Annotated in this window: 21 protein-coding genes and 2 pseudogenes; 7 read left to right on the top strand and 16 right to left on the bottom strand. The window is 62.3% G+C overall.

Features of this window, described 5'->3' with window-relative positions:
* Positions 1-6: 6 nt before the first annotated feature.
* Positions 7-318: a hypothetical protein gene (locus AC1DIN_RS11260; RefSeq protein ID WP_476809846.1), complete on the bottom strand. Its 312-nt coding sequence runs from the start codon at positions 316-318 to the stop codon at positions 7-9.
* Between the two features lie 46 nt (positions 319-364).
* Positions 365-748: a hypothetical protein gene (locus AC1DIN_RS11255; RefSeq protein WP_476809845.1), complete on the bottom strand. Its 384-nt coding sequence runs from the start codon at positions 746-748 to the stop codon at positions 365-367.
* 596 nt (positions 749-1344) lie between these two features.
* Here AC1DIN_RS11255 and AC1DIN_RS11250 point away from each other — a divergent pair.
* From AC1DIN_RS11250 to AC1DIN_RS11240, 3 genes and pseudogenes are all read left to right on the top strand, one after another.
* Positions 1345-1566, top strand: a complete 222-nt coding sequence (locus AC1DIN_RS11250) for a hypothetical protein (RefSeq protein WP_441470080.1) — start codon at positions 1345-1347, stop codon at positions 1564-1566.
* 68 nt (positions 1567-1634) lie between these two features.
* Entirely contained in the window at positions 1635-1895 is a 261-nt protein-coding gene (locus AC1DIN_RS11245) for a hypothetical protein (protein WP_476809844.1), read from the top strand.
* 71 nt (positions 1896-1966) lie between these two features.
* A pseudogene (locus AC1DIN_RS11240) lies at positions 1967-2152 on the top strand (IS481 family transposase); the annotation flags it as partial.
* 22 nt (positions 2153-2174) lie between these two features.
* Here AC1DIN_RS11240 and AC1DIN_RS11235 read toward each other — a convergent pair.
* The 10 genes from AC1DIN_RS11235 to AC1DIN_RS11190 all read right to left on the bottom strand — a co-directional run bounded on the left by AC1DIN_RS11235 (position 2175) and on the right by AC1DIN_RS11190 (position 10229).
* On the bottom strand, positions 2175-3209 hold the full coding sequence (locus AC1DIN_RS11235) for a DUF1254 domain-containing protein (protein WP_476809843.1): 1035 nt from the start codon (positions 3207-3209) through the stop codon (positions 2175-2177).
* Between the two features lie 302 nt (positions 3210-3511).
* Positions 3512-3694: a hypothetical protein gene (locus AC1DIN_RS11230; protein WP_476809842.1), complete on the bottom strand. Its 183-nt coding sequence runs from the start codon at positions 3692-3694 to the stop codon at positions 3512-3514.
* A 103-nt stretch (positions 3695-3797) separates the two neighbouring features.
* Positions 3798-4310, bottom strand: coding sequence for a YciE/YciF ferroxidase family protein (locus AC1DIN_RS11225; RefSeq protein WP_476809841.1), 513 nt, complete (start codon positions 4308-4310; stop codon positions 3798-3800).
* 164 nt (positions 4311-4474) lie between these two features.
* Positions 4475-4618 (bottom strand): hypothetical protein, encoded by a 144-nt coding sequence (locus AC1DIN_RS11220; protein ID WP_476809840.1) that lies wholly within the window; start codon positions 4616-4618, stop codon positions 4475-4477.
* Positions 4619-4985: 367 nt separating this feature from the next.
* Positions 4986-5699 carry a PAQR family membrane homeostasis protein TrhA gene (gene trhA / locus AC1DIN_RS11215; RefSeq protein WP_476809839.1) on the bottom strand — a complete coding sequence of 238 codons (714 nt, stop codon included), beginning with the start codon at positions 5697-5699 and terminating at the stop codon, positions 4986-4988.
* 37 nt (positions 5700-5736) lie between these two features.
* Positions 5737-5985 (bottom strand): hypothetical protein, encoded by a 249-nt coding sequence (locus tag AC1DIN_RS11210; RefSeq protein ID WP_441470073.1) that lies wholly within the window; start codon positions 5983-5985, stop codon positions 5737-5739.
* A gap of 68 nt (positions 5986-6053) precedes the next feature.
* Positions 6054-7088: an amidohydrolase family protein gene (locus tag AC1DIN_RS11205; RefSeq protein ID WP_476809838.1), complete on the bottom strand. Its 1035-nt coding sequence runs from the start codon at positions 7086-7088 to the stop codon at positions 6054-6056.
* 29 nt (positions 7089-7117) lie between these two features.
* On the bottom strand, positions 7118-8272 hold the full coding sequence (locus tag AC1DIN_RS11200) for a M24 family metallopeptidase (RefSeq protein ID WP_476809837.1): 1155 nt from the start codon (positions 8270-8272) through the stop codon (positions 7118-7120).
* A 90-nt stretch (positions 8273-8362) separates the two neighbouring features.
* The gene (locus AC1DIN_RS11195; protein WP_476809836.1) at positions 8363-9823 is read right to left on the bottom strand and encodes an LLM class flavin-dependent oxidoreductase; all 1461 of its coding nucleotides are present in this window, start codon (positions 9821-9823) and stop codon (positions 8363-8365) included.
* Complete coding sequence (locus AC1DIN_RS11190) at positions 9729-10229, bottom strand: flavin reductase family protein (protein WP_476809835.1); 501 nt, start codon at positions 10227-10229, stop codon at positions 9729-9731. Before AC1DIN_RS11190 ends, AC1DIN_RS11195 begins: the two co-directional genes overlap by 95 nt.
* 178 nt (positions 10230-10407) lie before the next feature.
* Between AC1DIN_RS11190 and AC1DIN_RS11185 the strand changes: the two genes are divergently transcribed.
* Complete coding sequence (locus AC1DIN_RS11185) at positions 10408-10920, top strand: MarR family winged helix-turn-helix transcriptional regulator (protein ID WP_476809834.1); 513 nt, start codon at positions 10408-10410, stop codon at positions 10918-10920.
* Here AC1DIN_RS11185 and AC1DIN_RS11180 read toward each other — a convergent pair.
* Positions 10908-11876: a D-2-hydroxyacid dehydrogenase gene (locus AC1DIN_RS11180; RefSeq protein WP_476809833.1), complete on the bottom strand. Its 969-nt coding sequence runs from the start codon at positions 11874-11876 to the stop codon at positions 10908-10910. The genes AC1DIN_RS11185 and AC1DIN_RS11180 overlap by 13 nt on opposite strands.
* A 175-nt stretch (positions 11877-12051) precedes the next feature.
* On the opposite strand from AC1DIN_RS11180, the gene AC1DIN_RS11175 reads away from it, so the two are divergent.
* Both AC1DIN_RS11175 and AC1DIN_RS11170 read left to right on the top strand, forming a co-directional pair.
* Complete coding sequence (locus AC1DIN_RS11175; protein ID WP_476809832.1) at positions 12052-12981, top strand: Bug family tripartite tricarboxylate transporter substrate binding protein; 930 nt, start codon at positions 12052-12054, stop codon at positions 12979-12981.
* A 187-nt stretch (positions 12982-13168) separates the two neighbouring features.
* Complete coding sequence (locus AC1DIN_RS11170) at positions 13169-13531, top strand: hypothetical protein (RefSeq protein WP_476809831.1); 363 nt, start codon at positions 13169-13171, stop codon at positions 13529-13531.
* A 538-nt stretch (positions 13532-14069) separates the two neighbouring features.
* On the opposite strand, the gene AC1DIN_RS11165 is transcribed toward AC1DIN_RS11170, so the two are convergent.
* Entirely contained in the window at positions 14070-15569 is a 1500-nt protein-coding gene (locus AC1DIN_RS11165) for a tripartite tricarboxylate transporter permease (RefSeq protein WP_476809830.1), read from the bottom strand.
* A gap of 16 nt (positions 15570-15585) precedes the next feature.
* Complete coding sequence (locus AC1DIN_RS11160) at positions 15586-16032, bottom strand: tripartite tricarboxylate transporter TctB family protein (protein WP_441470066.1); 447 nt, start codon at positions 16030-16032, stop codon at positions 15586-15588.
* 213 nt (positions 16033-16245) lie between these two features.
* Here AC1DIN_RS11160 and AC1DIN_RS11155 point away from each other — a divergent pair.
* Positions 16246-16689 (top strand): annotated as a pseudogene (locus AC1DIN_RS11155) (IS3 family transposase); the annotation flags it as partial.
* Positions 16690-16822: 133 nt separating this feature from the next.
* Here AC1DIN_RS11155 and AC1DIN_RS11150 read toward each other — a convergent pair.
* The gene (locus AC1DIN_RS11150) at positions 16823-18208 is read right to left on the bottom strand and encodes a TAXI family TRAP transporter solute-binding subunit (RefSeq protein ID WP_476809829.1); all 1386 of its coding nucleotides are present in this window, start codon (positions 18206-18208) and stop codon (positions 16823-16825) included.
* Between the last annotated feature and the right edge of the window lie 184 nt (positions 18209-18392).

Raw genomic sequence — 18392 nt, 5'->3', positions numbered from 1 at the left:
TTCAACTCAGTCGTCGCGGGGCTTCTTCATCAAAGCCCTGCGAGTGCGCGCCTCCCAATCCACGAGGTCCTTGTCGTACTGATCCTGAAACCAGCGCGAGACGGTCCCGCTGCGGGTCGATATCGGTCTCAGCGGGTACCGGACATTGTGCCGCTCGACATAACGGCCGAAACTGCCGCTCGCCTGCCACCCCGCTGGATCGCTGGAGGCTGCCAGCGCGGCAGCCCGTCTGTCCATTGCGTCCATCTTTCGCGCACGGACACAAAGGTCCAGCGCCTCGGAAAGGAGCTCTCGGATCGTCTGTTCCCGCTCTTCCATCACCCTGCCTGCGTTCGGATGGCAGCCGCCAGAGCATACCCGTCATTCATGGCGACGCGGTCGCCGTTTTTCCAGCCGCATTTTTCGCTACCACCACGGTGTCGCTGTGGTCGGTGCTGCCGATTGGGAAACTCAGCTCAGCAACGTTAAACTCCTCCTCTGGCGAAGGAAGCATGTGCTCCTGTCTGCCATACGGAAAGCCGATCTTGCCGGGCGAGTACGTGCGCCGCCACCGCCTCGCTGGCTTGACGCGCTCGGCCAAAAGTCGTCGCAGATCAGTTTCGAGAGACACGCTGCCCTTGACGGCATCACGGAGCAGGCGGGCTCGGGACGCTTCCTGGCCGGCCCCGCGCCGAGGCGGATACCCTAGCTCGACGAGCGATCGCTCGATCATCCCCAAGTTCTCGGGAGCCAGCAGCGCAGAGGACATGATGTCCACCTCTCCGCCGGGGCTAGGCACCCTGGCCCGCCTCCGCCGGCACCACATGTTTTGGAAGCTGTCGGCTAGCGAATATTGCGCTTTTGCCGGAGGGAAGCGAATCTCACCGGGTCACAACTTCGTTAGTCCTTAGCCTATCAGCGTCCCTTTGCCGCTTCTGCAAAGGTGACGCAGAATCGCGCTTGCGTATTCTATTGAACAAGCGCCTACTGAATTGTCGCCTCCTTTTAAGCCCGAACCGAGAGCGAGCCGCGGTGTCAAGCTGACGCCGGAATTCGGGGCAAATATCGTGCAAAATCAGCGGCAAGCCATTTGGCTTGAAGGATTGGGCCAGATCGTCTGGCGCGATGGCACGCGCCAGTCGGTGCGGTACGGATTCGAAACGTCCGGGAACGCAAGCGGCAGGTGCCGCGGGCATTTCGACCTTGATCTTCGCCAGCCTCATCGCCCGTTTCTCTTCCATGAGGCCAGGCTGATTTGCGACGACGGACAGGTCGTTAACCTCGCGATCACCGACCACAGCAGCGATGGGGCGACCTTCGTTGGAAGGCTGCTCGACGAACGCTGCAAGATTGAGGAGCCGAGTCATGCCGAGCGACTACCACCAAGGTGACGTCATCAGCCTGTCCTTCGGTTTCCCGGAAAGGCCGGCGGTCGGAAACTTCGAGATCATACGGGTGCTGCCGGTGAACGAACGAGGACAGAGGCAATACCGGGTTCGCGGAGACGATGGCCTCGAGCGCGCCATCGAAGAGCATCAGATCCGGGCCAACCTCACGCAGAGGAATCCTTTCGGCAATCTGAGATAGCCGTAGCATCCAACGGACAATTGAACGTGCTGCCATGATACCGTGGCAGAGAATTGCGGGTTCGGATCATGGCTGACCGAAGCACAGAATCTGAGGTCACGTTCAGCCATTCCTTCAGGCTGAGCGTTCTATCGAACCCTCAGCCGCCCGGGACCTACCGGGTCGTCACCGACGAGGAGGAGATCCTGGGTCCGTCGTTCCAGGCCTTCCGCCGTATCGCCACGATGCTGCAGATCCCGGCCATCGAACTTTCACATGGCTCCTCTCAGATTATCCTGGTCGATCCCGTAGAGCTGGCAGCCGCTCTGGAGAAGGATAAGCAGCTCTAGACGTGAGCTCTCAATAGCTTGTCCCTCCGGTCCCGAGCGAGGAAGCTGAGGTTGCGAAGCTTCAGCGCGCCCTCGGCCCGGCCGGGCCGGGGCGTCGCTACGAGCGCGCCCTCCCAGGCGAACTGACCGATATCGACATCAGGAAGCTCAATCGTTTCCGTGAGCCGGGTCATCGCGTCACCGGGGATGGCGGCGGCGGCCGCAGCATCGGAGCTGGCTGGGAGTTCGCCCATGCCTGCATCTATGACGCAGCCCGCGCCCCGCATTTGCCGATGACGCTCAGTTCAAGGACTTGGCCTCCGGGAGCTTCCACTTGCCGCTGATGAGGGATTCCTCCGGACGATAAAGCCGTACGGTGTAGTTCCAACCCTCGACGATCGGCAGGCAGTTTGGGATTTTGCCGTCACAGCCGCCGAGCTGGACGGTCACAGAGCCGTCCGCATTCTTCTTCGCTGTGATGTCGTTGACCGAATAGGCATTATTGGCGTTCTTCTCGAAGAAGCCCTTGGAGTTGTAGACGCTGACCGACCAGAACTCCTTCACCGGCACGGTCTTTGGCACATTGATGGCATAGACCGTTTTGCCGTCGTTTTTCGCAGGAGTGAAGCTCTCGTAGATGGCGTGCTTTTCCGGAATGCCGCCCCATCCGGAGGCTGTGCCAAGCAAGTGCTGGATCGGATCGACTTGGCCCCGGGCTCCAAAGGAGCCGCGAAACGACGGCTGATGTTTTGATAGCGCAAGCAGAGCATTGCGGATGTCCGTGAGGCTCTCCCGGTCCCAGTTTGGAAGGTCGAGCTTCCCTGTCTCCTTCTGGCTGACCTTGATGGCGTCCTGAAGCCTGTGGACCTCGTCCAGATCCTTCGGGTTGTTGGGGTCAACCAGCGTCCGGACTGCGACGAACGCATATCGAGTGCCAACCGATTTCTGCGTCAGCGTAACCGGCTTCGTGCCGTAGGCGACGACTGGCAGGTAGTGATCCTGATCGACGACCATCATCGACATATAGCGCTTGCCCGTGTCAGGCAGCGAGAGCGTTACCGGTCCGGCGGCAAGATCAAACACGGCAAACGAATAGAGCGTATCTCGGTTCATGCGGATGACCGTTTGCCCATCGATCGCCGCGGGTTCCCGGGAGTGCTGAAACCTGCCCAGCCCACCGATGGTCTTTGCATTCGCCGCGAGGTAATTATCGGTCTCAGCGCGGACGAAATTGTCAACGGTGACCGGGATTTTGCCGCCTGGCGCCTCGGCGAATGCTCCACCGGTCAGTGCAACCGAAGCAAATGCGAGACCGATCCCAACTGAGCGGAGCATGGACGTACCTCTTCATTCAATCTGACTAACGATGCGGGGCCATCACACAAGGCTCGGCACGGCACAACTCAAATGCCATCGAACCGATCATTGCGTGATCGGCCGACAGATTCTCGTCGGATCATTTCGCGCATGGGCAGGCCGCAGTCTTGCCATTTTGCGCCAATGAAAGGGCGATCTTCACCGCGCATCTCACTCAGGACAGCGCGATCGAGTTCCATGCGGGCATCAAGATGCAGGCGCGCGCCTTTTTATTCGGCCGGGGGCCTTAATGCGTCCGAGCAATCGCCGTGGCGCATTCCTCATGGCACCTGCGCAAGAAGAGAGCGTGCCGCGGCAATGATCGGATCCGGCGGGATCATATCCTCCTGCAGATGCCACTCGACGAAGTCGCGGGTCTGGCCCGAGCGCTGCGCGATGAGGGCGACCCAGTCACGGTCCGGAAAAGCAGCTTTCATGCGCAGCGCCAAGTCCCGGCCGCTCATGATCGGTTCTGCGGGATCCATCGAACAACCCTGAAACATGGATACGAATGGCGTGAAGCCCTCTCTCCAGCGAGGAGAGAGGGCTTCACATGAACCCGGCGGATTACGCCGCCTTGGCGCTCGTGACAGCGGCCGAATTCGCCGGCCCGCCGAGCTGTGTCAGCAACTTGTCGGTCTTGGTTTCCTCGGTGAGCGTCGCATCGAGCAGCGTCACCGCTTGGTTGTGGCCGAGTTGCTTCGCCCACGACTTCAGGGTGCCATAGCGCGTCATCTCGTAATGCTCGACCGCCTGGGCCGAGGCGACGAGGCCAGCATCGAGCGCCGGGCTGTCGGCGTAGTCTTCCATGACCGCCTTGCCTTCCTCCAGAATGCCGAGGATGGCGTCGCAGGTCTTGCCGCGAGGCGCCTTGCCGATCACTTCGAAGACGTCCCCGAGGCGCTCGACATGACCCTCGGTCTCCTCGCGATGCGTCTCGAAGGCCTTCTTGAGATCGGGCGACTTGGCCGCCTTCGCCATCTTGGGCAGCGCCTTCAGGATCTGCTTCTCGGCGTAATAGACGTCCTTGAGCATGTCATGGAACATGTCGTCGAGGGCCTTTGGTGCATTCATAGCCATTGGGAATTCTCCGGTTGTCGGGGTTGCAGGCATGGATCAGGCGTCGAACTTGTCGCGGGCGCGGACACCTCCGGTCGCGCCGTGGATCGAGGCCAGCGCGCCGATGGCGCGATGAAGGTCGCCAAGGCGAAGGAAGCGTCGGCCTTGCGAGCCCTGTCAGCCGTTTAGCGGGCAGTCTGCTCGCCCTTGGCCGCGGTTTGCTTGGCTTCCGCGATCAAGCCGGTGATGCGCTTTTCAGCCTCAGGCCGGCTGATACCGGTCTGGGCGGTGCTCACGTTGGCGACGTAGGTCTTGTTGGCAGGAGCCATGTCGCCGCTGCGGCTACTCATGGCGATGACACGGGCGACCTAGGCGCGAGCCGGAGCGGTTTCGGTCGAGGAAGGAGCCGGCCGCTCGGTGCGAAACAACCAGCGCATTGCGGACGTTACGGCCCGCTCGATCTCTAGGAAACGATGGAAGAGGCGATATGTTCCGCCCAACCGGGAATGGTTCTTCAATCGGATCGAACGGCGGCGCTGCGCTTTGATGCTACGGCCCATACTGGATGTTCGCCCAGGAACTGATATTCAACTGCAGCGAGTGCGTCGCGACCCGTGACCGCAGGAACACCCGCAGCAGGTCCATCACCGCGCAAAAATCCGCGGCAAACTTCGTGTGGCGATCGTTGCCGGAAACTCAGGCCGATGAAGCTGGGCCGTAAGTCAGAAACACGGCCGAGTAGAAACAGCCGGACGCCACGAGCACGAATGCGTGCCAGATAGCGTTCTGAAACGGAAGGCTCTGCCAGACGTGGAAGAAGACCCCCACCGTGTAGAGAATGCCGCCCGCCAACATCAGCCACAGGGTTTCCGCCGGCAACTGCGCAATGTGCTCCCACATGACCACGCCGCTCCAACCGATGAAGAGATAGAGCGCGATCGAAAGGCGATCGAACCGACCCGGCAGGGCGATCTTGAGCAAGACGCCCGCAATCGACGCGATCCAGACCAAGGCCAAAAGCGCTTGCGCCACAACGGTTTCGCTGAGCTTCATCAGAAACGGGGTGTAGGTACCGGCTATCAAAACGTAGATGGCCGAATGGTCGAAGCGCCGTATCAGCCACTTCATCGGCGACACCGGCAACATGTTGTAGACCGCAGAAACGGTCAGAACGGCGATCAATGCGAAGCTGTATATCGCGACAGGAACGAGAGCAGGCAGTGAAGCTGTTGCCAGCACTCTACCTATCAAGGCAGTGACCGCACCAAGACCCAGGGCGACCCCGAGGACATGGACCACTCCATCGGCCCAACGCTCGGCCCGGCTGAAATCGAAGCGTCCTTGCGCTGGTTGCCGCACGTCAGGTTTCTCGATGTTTTTTCGGGAGATCGGTAATCGACATACTCGCATTCACGCAATCGAGGGAGAAAATCGCCGACGGTCGTACCTACGATCGTGACAGCCTCCTCACATTCGAGCGCACTTTGGATCGATATGCACGCACAATTCCGACCGGAGATGTTCCTGTTGCGAGGCTTGCGAAAGCCTGGTGAGCAGCGGCGAATTTCTCCGCGACCATCAACTCCGCCTCGCGATCGGCGGCAGATCCGCCGGCCGACAGCTTGATCGTACGCAGCCAAATTGCGTGCTGTGCTTCAGCGGCGAGCATGGACAGTTCGTAGAACATCTTGAACATCGGAGCCGTCTCCTCGCAAACAAACTCAAGCCAGCCGCAGGCGGAATGTTCCGTCGCTATCGCGGCATTCAACGCAAATCCGGGGGGATGTCGGGCGCGGCCTCCGACGCGTGCAGCTTAGGACGGAGCGCGGCATCGACGCCGACGCCGCCTGCGTCGGCGGGGAGCGCGAACAGGGCCCGTGCATTCGTCGACATAATCCTGTCGCGGTCCAGCTCGCTGATCGGTGCAGCATCAATGAAAGCGCGCGCGTCGATGTTCGACCAGAAAGGGTAATCGACGGCGAACAGCACGCGCTCTGCGCCGATTTCCGCGAGAGCGCAGGCGAGGGCAGGGTGGGAGAAGTTGCCGCTCGTCGACAGATGGAAATGGCGGCGAAAATAGTCGCGGAACCGCCGCTTCATCGTGACATGCCGGGCGATGATCGCGTCGCAGCGTTCCATCATGAAGGGCAGCCCCTCGCCGAGATGGCCGAGCACGATCTGCAGTTTCGGGAATTCGTCCAGCGCGCCGCTGAGCACCAACCGCGTGGCTATTGTCGCCGCCTCGACCGTGAATCCGAGCGCGCCGCGGATCAGGACCGGATAATCCTTGTAATAGGCGTCTATCACCGGCGCGGCGGGCGTCGCCGGATGGATATAGATCGGAACGCCCAATCCTTCGGCGCGCTCGAAGATGCCCCAGTATTTCCGCGCGTCGATGAATTCGCCTCGGGTCAACCCATGGATCATGGCGCCGCGGAAGCCATCAACGGAAACGCGTCGTTCAAGCTCCCTGGCCGCTTCCTGCGGGTCCGGGGTCGGCAGCATCGCAAGGCCGCGGAAGCGGTCGGGATAGCGCTCCACCGCTGCGGCCAGAAAATCGTTCGACAGCTGCGCAAGCCGGACGGAGTCGGCAGGCTCGAAGTTCTGCGCCCCCGGCTCCACTTCGGATAAAATCTGCATGCCGATGCCAGCGGCGTCCATCGCGGCGATGCGCCCGGCGCCAAGATCGCTGAGCGCCGCGTCGAGCGTGGCACTGCTCATCACGTCATGGCCGCGCCGCAGATCGCGAAGCTGCGGCGTCCAAAAATGCTCTTCAACGGCGACAATGCTGGGCGACATGCTTCGATCCTCGATGGCCGGCCGGAGCCTCAGTTCAATTCGACGATCGCGCGGGGCGTCTTGTGCAGCCGCTCGGCGATGCCATCGGATCGGGTCAGGAAATTATCGCAGACGGTCACGAACAGGCGCTCTGTCGACAGGCTCGGATGGATGCCGATATTCATGTCGGGCGCGATCGTCATCGTTTCCTCGGCATGCGCCAGCGGCCGTTCTACGGCGTCGCAACCCTGGCCATGGCAATGGACGCGACGCTCCGGAGGAAAGCCGCGACGGCCCATATAGTCGTTGTAGACCGCGAGGATTTCGTCGCACCGTGCGCCAGCGGATAGAAGCGATACGGTGAAATCCTGCGCCTCGACCATCTCAGCGAAGCCGTCGGTCAATTCGGCCGGCGCCTTGCCGAGCGTGAAATGCCGCGCGATATGGACGAAATATCCGCCCGGCCCGCTATTCTCCGCCTGCAGCAGCAACGTATCGCCCTCGCGCAGCGTGCGGCCATGGAACGGGCGGATAAGCATTGGAGTCGGTTCGCCCGCAGCGGCCGAGGAGCCCAGAAAATAGCCGGTCTGACTGCCCATCGTCTGACCGAGATAATAGGCGTAGGCCATCACTTCGAAATCGCGCATGCCGGGCTGGATGAAGGCGCCGATGCGCGCGAAAATGTCGTCCTGCATCGCAGCCGCGCGACGAATGAAATCGATCTCGGCCTCGCTCTTGATAGCGCGCGCATCATCGACGAGATCGCTGGCGTCGGACCACCGGACATTGCCGGCGCGCCTCTGCAGCCCGGACGCGAAGCCGTGATACATGGCGTTTGCGCCGACAAGCCCGACCGCTTGAAACCCGGCGCGTGTAATCTCGGCCGCGACTGCTTCCGCGTCCTGCTGACCGGTATACCGCACCATGGGAAAATTGGCGGTGAACAGTCGGCGGCCGACGCCGGGTAATGTCTCATCGCGATCATCGAGATCGACGACGCGCCCGGCGGCTCCATGGGACACGAGAGTCATGAGGCCGTCGGCCGGTACGACCAATGTCTGCGCCGGGTTCGGCAACGCGCCAAGGCCGGTGAACCAGCGAAAATAGCCGCCGCCAGCGGCGAGGTTGTTGGCGCCTTGCACGATCAGGGCGTCGAGCCCTCGCTCACTCATGCGTTCGCGAACGGCCTTCCATCGGCGCTCCATTTCGGCGCGCGGAGTTGGATCGGAAAATCTCTCAATCATTGACATTGGCGCGCGATCCCGGTGGTGGCGGCAGGTGGATAAAAACGATGATCAAGGGGTCGGACGCGTGAGCCTGTAACGGCTTTCGGGGCGCGGCAGGCCCAGCCCGTCGCGCAAGGTTTCGCCGTCATAGTCGCGGTGGAAGATCCCGCGTCGCTGCAACTCCGGAATCGCCAGCGTGGCGAATTCATCCAGGCTGCCGGGCAAATAGGACGGCTGAACGATGAATCCGTCGCTGCCGCCTTGCCGGAACCACTCTTCCATTTTGTCGACGACTTGCTCCACCGATCCCTTGATCGTCAGCTTTCCGCGCGCTCCTGCAAGTCTGAGATAGAGCTGGCGGATCGTCAGCTTTTCGCGCTGCGCAAGCTTGACGATATTCTGATAGAGGCCGCTCTTGCTGGCGTCCGTCTGCGGCAGGTCGGGCAGGGGGCCGTCGAGCGAGTAGGACGAAAGATCCGCGCCGCCGAGCATGGTCGACAGGATTTCGCGCCCGACGATCGGATGGATGAGCGACTGCATGTGCTCATGCTTTTCGTTCGCTTCGGCCTCGGTTCGGCCGACGATCGGGTTGATCCCCGTGAGCACATGCAGATGTTCGGGGCGGCGGCCGTAGCGCGCCATGCGCCCCTTCACGTCGCGATAATATTGCTGGGCGCTGGCGAGGTCCATTTCGGCCGTAAAGACGATCTCGGCTGTCGCGGCGGCGAATTCACGGCCATCTTCGGACGATCCGGCCTGGACGACTACCGGATGGCCCTGAATCGGTCGCGGAACATTCAGCGGCCCGCGAATCTTGAAGTGCTTGCCCTTGTGTTCGAGCGCATGCAGCTTTGTCGGATCGAAATAAGCGCCGCTTTGCTTGTCGCGTATGAAGGCGTCATCATCCCAGCTATCCCAGAGGCCGCGGACGACATCGAGGAATTCATGCGCCCGGTCATAACGCTCGGCGTGGTCATAATGCTGGTCACGCCCGAAATTTTGCGCCTCCGCATGCGCGGTTGACGTTACGACGTTCCAGCCGGCGCGGCCGCCGCTGAGATGGTCGAGCGACGCGAATTTGCGCGCCAGATGATAGGGCTCGTTGTAGCTCGTCGAGGCTGTCGCCACGAGCCCGATCCGGTCGGTCACCACCGACAGCGCCGACAAGAGCGTCAGAGGCTCGAAATGCGCGGTATACTGCGCGGAGCGGCTGAGCGCGTCCGGATGCGCCTCGCGAACGGCGACCTGATCTGCGAAGAACAGGAAGTCGAATTTCGACTGCTCGGCTGTTCTCGCCATGTCGAGATAGTGGCGAATGTTGACGCCCGCATCGGCTTGCGCGTCCGGATGGCGCCAGGAGGCGACGTGATGGCCTGTGTGGTTGAAAAACAGGCCGAGCGTCATCGTTTCGCGAGATCGCATCATGCTGCTCATTTCAAAAGCGTGTCGGGGATGGCCGGACCGCGGCATAGGCGCCGCGCAGATAAACCAGCGGCGCCTCGGCGATCTGCTCGCGGGCGTCGCGGACAAGTCCGACGAAAATTGAGTGAGTCGGCGTCTGATATTCGCTTGAAAGTTCGCAATCAAACACCGCAATCGCATCGAGCAGAACGGGCGCTCCCGTTTCGAGCGTGGTCCATCGGTCGACCGCAAAACGCGCTTCGCCCGAGACCTGTTCGCGGCCGGCGAAGCGGTTCGCCAGCATCTGCTGATCTTCCGCCAGCACGTTCACACTGAAGCAACAATCGGCGCGAATGCGGGAGTGAGCGCTGGCGTTTCGATTGACGCAGACGAGCAGGGCGGGCGGATCGTCGGATAGCGAACAGATCGATGTCGCGGTCAATCCCGTCCGTTGCCCCTTCTGCTTGCCGACGGCGATGACCGCGACCGTGCCAGCGACATTGCGCATCGCGCATTTGAAGGCGGCGGCGTCCATTGTCCTAAGTCTCCGCGGCATGAGGCAATTGATGAGTATGCTCACTAATATGGTGAGCATGCTACCTAACTGTCAAGCCATTTCTCGGCGGTTCGGGCTGGCCGCGCCGAGCGTCGTTGTCGACCGGAGTTGAAACGTTTATTGATGCGGTGTTTACCGATTTCGCAAAGCGCCGGCCATGCTTGATGAGATTGCGGATATCGCCGACCTGAGGGACAAGCCTGGCTTTCTCATCCGGCGCGCGCATCAGATTACTGTCGCCGACATCGAAGCCAAGTTGGCCGCCTACAAGGTGACGTCGCCGCAGCATCTGGTTCTCACGGTGCTCTACCTGCATCCGAAAATCGACCAGGCGACGCTGGCGGATCTGATCGCGCTCGACCGCGTCACGGTCGGGCGCATTCTCGTGGGGTTGGAGCGGCGCGAGCTGGTGCGCCGCGATCACTCGCTGGTCGATGGGCGAGCGCGCGTGCTGAGCCTGTCGGCGTCTGGAAAGCGGCTTGTTCTGGCGCTTCAGGACGCTGTGCGGCGATCCCAGACGGATATCCTCGCGCCGTTGTCGGATGAAGAGCGGCGCCAGTTCTTCCACATCATGCGCCGGCTTGTCGGCTTCGAGCCGCCTGCGTCCATCGCCGTGCGTGCAGCGGAAACGCCCGAGCGGCCGGCGGGCGGGCGGGGTCACGGACCATAGATCGTCGGATCATCGATCTGGTTCAGCAGCGGCCGCCCGGCGATGAAATGGCCGGCGTTCTCGATCACCAGCTCAACTGCCCGCGCCAGCGACGGGGCGTGTCCACGCCCGCCCATATGCGGCGTCAGGATCAAATTCGGGCAGCCCCAGAGCGGGTCGTTTTCCGCTGGCGGCTCGGGGTCGGTGACATCGAGCGCGGCACCGCCGAGCGTGTTGTTGTGCAAGGCGTGCCGCAGCGCCGCAGAGTCGACTAGCGCGCCGCGCCCGACATTCACCAGCAGCGCCGTCGGCTTGCAGATCGCCAGTTGTCTTGCACTGATCATGTGCCGCGTTTCGGAGGTGAGGGGCGCAGCGAGCAGGATGACGTCGGCGCGGGCGAGGGCGCTGTCGAGCTCGTTGGTGCCACAGACCTCGTCGGCAACCGGATCGGGCGTCGCCTGGCGTTTCACGCCGATGACGTGCATGCCGAAGGCCCGCGCCCGGCGCGCGACCTCCCGTCCAATTGCTCCGAGCCCGACGACAGTGAGGACCGCGCCTTCGAGCGCCTGCATGCGGTCGGCGTAATCCGGCGCCCAGGCGCAAACAGCTTGGCGAGCGAACGACAGATCGAGCCGGCGAGACAGGCCAAGCATGAGCGCCATCGCATGCTCTGCAACGGCCTTGGCATAGGCGTCGCCGACCGTGGTCAGCCGGGCTGCGGCCGGAATTCCATGCGCGCGCGCTGCGTCATAGCCGGAGAGCAGAAGCTGAATCCAGCGAACGTCCGCGCCCAGATCGCGCAGCGCATGAGCCGTCTCGGCGTTGCGCAACTGGCTCATCATGACGAGCGCGTCGGCGCCTGGCAGCGCGCCGGCGAAGCCGGCCTGGTCATTCACGCGCGCAACATCGGCGCCGAGCGCTTGCAGACCTTGCGCAAGATCGGACGTGGCCTGTGACGTCCAAACGATGATTTTCATGGTTCCCCGGCTGCGATGCGAACTTTCCATATTGATGGTACAACAATGATTGGTATACAATCAAAAAGTCCAGACACGTCTGGGCCAATGAACGGACCAGCATGTCTGGCCAATAAACGGGAGGGATGGAATGTTTACGCGACGGGCGGTTTCTCGATGGCTTGGCGCCGGGCTCATGGCGGGGGCGACCACGACGGCGTTTGGTCAGTCGTTCCCCAGCAAGCCGTTGCACATCATCGTGCCTTATGCACCTGGCGGTAGCTCGGATCTGATCGCCCGCACCATCGGCCAGAAATTGCAGGAAAATCTCGGCCAGCCGGTGATTGTCGACAATCGTCCGGGCGCCAACGGCGCGATCGGCATTGAAGCGATGATCCGCATGCCGGCGGACGGCTATACCTTTGCCGTGATTTCGACCGGCGCGCTGACCGTCAATCCGCATTTCGAGCAACTGCGTTACGATCCGTTGAAGGATCTTACGCCGATCTCCATGGCCGCGATCAGCCCGCTGGTGCTGGCCGTGAATGCGAAGTTGCCGATCAATTCGGTCAAGGATCTCATCGCATACGCGAAGGAGCGGCCTGGCCATGTCACCTACAGTATTCCGGGACCGGGAAGCCTGCCGCATCTCGCGGGAGAATTGCTCAAGCGCGAGGCCGGCCTCGATATGCTTGCGATCCCCTACAAGGGCGGCTCGCCAGCGTCGGTTGCGATAGCGTCGGGCGAGGTGATGGTCGGCATCGTCGATACCGGCGCGGTGTTGCCGCTCGTGCGATCTGGGATGGTGCGCGCGCTCGCAATGACCGACCCGAAACGCTCCCCCTCCATGCCTGATCTGCCGACTGTGTCGGAAGCGGGCGTGCCCGGGTTCGCCGTCAATTCCTGGATCGCCGTCCTGGCGGCGGCGGCCACACCGCCGGATCTGGTCGCAAAACTCAACGGCGAAATCACCAAAGCGCTGCAGGCTTCCGATATCCGTGGGCGGTTTACCGCCGCCGGACTCGATCCGGCGCCGACGAGCGCGGATGAGATGAGCAGGATCATGCGCGCCGACTTCGCGCAGTGGCAATCGTTGATCAAGGCGGCCAACATCAAGGCACAGTGAAAGTGCATTCTGTTTGAGAAAGCCGACGACGGTCCGCATCGGAGGTCAGCAGGACCTTCGGTGCGGCGGTCCATTCATCGCAATCGCCTCTTTCTTCCTGGCCACCGGATCCGATGTGGCTGGCGGAACAGCGTTCCACATGGGACCTGATGAGGCGCCGCGGCTCCGCTGATAAGTGATTGGCCGCGTGTTGTTGCGGCGCGCCGCAACGATCGAGGACGGGCCGGTTCGGGCTGACGCGGTTCGCGATCAGGCATTCGAGCCGGCCGCCGCTCGTCAATCAAAGCCCCCCGGCCCGGGGGATCGTGCAGCCGGTCTGGCCCTGATCGGTGAAATGAATATGGCCATTCGACTCGATGTGCAGATCATTGCATTTGCGGAAGGGTCGCGAATTCCGCCGCGCAGCGCGCGTCCGAACAAGGCCGGCCTCCACATCGATCTGCAGTGGCCATTCCGTGTCTGCAACCGGAAGCCGTCCGTCCGAACGAATCTTCGGTTCATTCAGCCGGCCATCGCATCGGACGACGAGCGGCCAATCGTCGCCAGGTGATACTCTGAACATGCGGCCGAAGGGCTGGCGACGACAGAGAGGTCGCTGTCGGCGTCGAATGCAGGCCTTCGAGAAGCAATCGACGGGCTGACCGCCCTTGTTTGCGGCGGCCCAGGTGCTGCGAGTGCCGGCCCGCCGGACCTTTTCCGGAATCATGGAGAAAAACGCGCGCCTCGATGACGCGCGGCGGCCGGTCGAGATAACCCTGCTGATGTGTCAGGCGGCAGGTGCGGCGTGGACTTCGATAGCCGAAGATGTTCGGCATCGACCCTTGCCGCGATCCCTACGCCCGGTTTGCTCCCAAGCTGGGGGAGTATGCCGACCGGGCAGGAGAGACGGAAGACGTCGCGCGTAGAAGGTGGCGCGAAGCGGCCGATCGACGCCTGAATCGGCTAGCCGCGAAATGCGCTGCGACCGGGGCACCCGGTCGCAGCTGGCCGGCCTGGCGGCGCTGAAGCAACTGCTGGACGGAAATGTCTGAAGGCTGCGCGCCGCGGCCATGCTCGGCTTGCTCCAGCGGCGCGCACTGTCAGGACGGTCATTCAGCGAAGGTTTCCTCGCGCTTGTTTTTGATCGTCGGCAAGACCACCAGTATCATGAGCAAAATCGACAACGCCAGGAAGAGCGCGCTCAGCGGGCTGCGGAGGAACGTCATCGGGTCGCCGCGAGAGAGCAGCATCGCGCGGCGCAGATATTCCTCCATGATAGGTCCGAGGATGAAACCAAGGATGAGCGGCGCTGGTTCGAACGCCAGCTTGACGCAGGCGTAGCCCAGCAGACCGAAGAGCGACAGCAACAGGCAATCGAATGCGCTGTTCGACAAGCTGAAAACGCCGATGCCGATGAACACCAGGATCGCCGGGAACAGCAGGCGGTAGGGAATGGTCAGAAGTTTGATCCACATGCCGATGAGCGGCAGGTTGAGCACCACCAGCATCAGGTTTCCGATCCACATCGAAGCGATGAGGCCCCAGAAGAGCTCCGGCTTCTGCGTCATCACCTGCGGGCCCGGTGCGATGCCCTGGATCATCATCGCACCTATCATCATCGCCATCACCGCATTGCCGGGAATGCCGAGCGTGAGCATCGGAATGAACGAGGTTTGCGCGCCGGCGTTGTTGGCCGATTCCGGTGCCGCAACGCCCTCGATAGCGCCCTTGCCGAATTGCTCAGGATGTTTCGAGATCTTCTTTTCCAGCGTGTAGGCGGCGAAGGACGCAAGCAGCGCGCCGCCGCCAGGCAGGATTCCKAGCGCGGAGCCGAGCGCCGTTCCGCGGAGAACCGGTTTCCAGGAGCGTCTCAGATCGTCCTTGGTCGGATAGAGATTGCTGACCTTGTCGACGAAGATCTCGCGCTTTTCCTTTTGCTCGAGATTCAGAATGATCTCGGCGACGCCGAATATGCCCATCGCCACGATGACGAAGCCGATGCCGTCGGACAATTCCGGTACGCCGAACGTGAAGCGTAGCGTGCCGGTCGTGACGTCCGTGCCGACGAGGCCGAGCATGAGGCCGAGCACCGTCATCGCCACGGCCTTGATCAAAGAGCCATTGGCGAGCACCACCGAAGTCACCAGTCCGAGCACGACCAGCGAGAAATATTCTGCAGGCCCAAAAGCCAGCGCCAGCTCGGCGAGCGGGCGCGCTGCGAAGGCGATGACGAGCGTGGCGACGCAGCCGGCGAAGAACGAGCCGAGCGCGGCCATCGCGAGCGCGGGACCGGCGCGGCCCCGGCGGGCCATTTGATAACCGTCGAGGCAGGTGACGACCGATGTCGCTTCGCCGGGCAGATTGACGAGGATCGCCGTGGTCGAGCCGCCATACTGCGCGCCGTAATAGATGCCGGCGAGCATGATCAGCGCGCCGGTCGGATCGAGATTGAAGGTGATCGGCAACAGCATCGCGATGGTGGCGAGCGGACCGACGCCGGGAAGGACGCCAATCAATGTGCCGAGCAACGCGCCGACCAGCGCAAACAGCAAGTTGAGCGGCGATGCCGCGACAGAGAAACCCAACCAAAGATTGCCGACGATATCCATGGCGTCTTCGATCCGCTCAGAATGATGGCCAAAGAGGGAAGGGCAGGCTCAACACTTTCACGAAGATGAGCGCCGAGAAGATCGCCATCCCCGCAGCGAGGGACGCAACTTCCTTCCAACGGAATTCGTGGCCTGCCGCGGCGCCGATCACGACAAGGACGACGATCGCGACAAGCAGCCCGGACGGGCCGATGAGGTAGCCGAAGCCTGCGATGGCGGCGAGAATGAGGGCCAGCGGCCGCCAGTGGAAGCGGCCGACCTGCGGCCCACCGGCTGCCAGCGCGTTGAGCGTGATGATCAGGCCGAGCGATGCCAGCAAGGCGCCGAGGATAATCGGAAAATAGGCCGGCCCCATCCGGACCGCGCTTCCTATGGGATAATACGCATAGGCCCAGATCGAGCCGAACAGGCCGATCGCCATCAACAAAAGGCCGGACCACAGGTCCGCCGACCGCGTCGTCATACTTGCCTCCCCCAGTGTCTTTCTTTCCCGGCCGTTATCGGTCCGGTTTGTTTGGGCGGCGGTCTAATATGAACGGCCTACCGATAATTGGTGTACTTACTTTACCGACGTGTTGGCAAGCCGAAAGGTTTGGTCGCAGGCGACGTGTTTCCACGGGAAAGGCATGCAGCGCATCCGCGACCGCCCTTTCATCCGCAGACACCGGTCCTGATCGGCTCGGGCTTCGTCTCCGTCGCCTTCGTGATCGATGCCTACGCCCGTCGCACCGTCAGCTGGCGGGCTTCCCGGACGGCGCAGCCGGCTTCGTGCTGGACGCGCCGGAGCAGGCCCTCGATCAGCGAGTTCCGACGCATCGCGGCGGACCCGTGCATCATAGCGGCCGGGGCAGCCAATACGGCTCGATCAAATACACAGAGCGCCTGGCCGGGGCGGGGGAGGGACGAGCGCCGGTTGGCAGTGTCGGCGATGGCGACGACAACGGCGCCCACCGAGACGATCAACGGTCTCTACAAAGCCGAGGTCATCCATCGGCGCGGACCATGGCGCCCGTTCGAGGCTGTCGAGTTCGCGACGCTTGAATGGATCGACTGGTTCAACAACCGCCGGCTGCTGGAGGCGATGGGCAATATCGCGCCAGCAGAACCCGACGAGCGCTAATACGCCAGGCTGGATGAGCCAGCGATGGCGGCGTGACTCAAACGAAACGGCCTCCGGCCAAACCGGGTCGGTTCAACCCGACCATCACAGCGGGCCTCCGCCTCGGCTGCGCGCTGACGCTTGTGGCCAAGTTTCAAGACGTGCGCTCTCTTTCCAGGGGCGCGGGTCGCTCTGCTGCTTCCGTTGTCGCATTCGTGTGAGCCGCGGTCGCGGGTCTCGCATGCAGCATGGCCACAGCGTCGCGGGCGCTTTCGTATGCGAGTTGCAGCGGCGCGAACTCCTCATAGCTGCAACGACGTTGATAGCCGAGGGTTGCCATGTCGATCGTAAGAACACCAAGCTCCTTCGAAAGGCCGAGCGCGTCGGCTGGGTCGGTGGAGGCCCCGGCGCGTTCAGTGATGCTCTTCAAACTGCCCAGGATCTCGGATATGCGATCGGGACCGCCTTTCTTGAGGTAGCTACTGGCCGCGGCAAGAACCGAGCTTGCGACCCCGCCGACTAGCACGACGTTCCATATCTGATCGCTGAAGAGGGTAGACCAGCTCGTATCCGTATCCTCAAGATACGCTGCGGTGCCGGGGTGAATTGGAAAGCGCGCGTCCTCCTTCTCGCTTTCCGGCGGCGCTATCAGGTTGGCCAGTGGAACCTCACGCGCCAGCTCGCTGCGCCGTTCGAGCAGGCTGCGGGTCACCTCCGTGATCGCATTGTTGTAGAGCCGCACGCGCAGTGGGCCCGTCGAGGCTCGATTGGCAGCAAGTACGGTCGGAACGCCGACCGTGTCGACGTCCTCGTCTGGAATAGATAGGCGCGGAAATGCGAACTTCTCGATCGCCTCGGAGCTTGCGGCCGCAGTGTTCTGCTTAAGAGATTCGCCAAATTCGATACTGAGGATGGTTGGAGGATTCTTTTTCCTGTCGCCCGCCGCGGCAACCACTGCCCTGACCACGGGATCTGCTGGCACGCCGATCACGGCAAGGCAGTCGATCCGTCCGCTGGCGATGAACCCGGCGGCGTCTTCGGGCTTGACGATTGTCAAATGAACGTCCGCCGGCGTGAGGCCCAACATATCGAGCAGCCTGACGAAGGAAGGTTCGTCGAGCGGCGTGCGGGAGACAAGACCGAGGCGCTTACCTTTCACGTCGGAAAGGTTCTCCAGCTTGTGTCGCGCCGGTGCGACAGCGATCACGACGTTGGTGCGCAGCAACACCACCAGCCCCGCGCTTGTAGGCAATGGATCGTCGAGTCTTATGACAGCCAGATCGACTTCCCGTTTTTCCAGCAATTGATTGTTCGCATGCACGTCGGCCGTAGCGACCAAATCCACGCGCACCCCGGCACGGTTGATCTCGAGTAGACGATTCAACGCAATCAACAGCTTGGCGTCGATTCCGTCCTTTGGCCCTGCGGCGACGCGCAAGTGCAKGGGCCGCGACCATGCCAGATATGCCACGCTGGTAGCCGTGATCAGCGCAAGCGTCGCAGCGGCTAAAAGGAGCAGACGCGAGATCGCGATGTTCATGGCATTTGCCCCGAGCTACGCATCGCTTCGACGACGTCGGCTCAGCGCCCGCGAACCGCAACGGTCACGGACCTGGGCGACTTCAGTGGCGACCAGTCCAAAGACCTCAACCGGGCTAGCTTAGCGTACTACACGGCGACGTCATCCATACTTTGCTAATAAATTCTTCAATGCCCCAATGCGC

This window comes from Allobosea sp. 05T438 (assembly GCF_056396025.1).
Note: the sequence above shows the minus strand (reverse complement) of the source record. Positions and strands in the feature narration are given on the sequence as shown.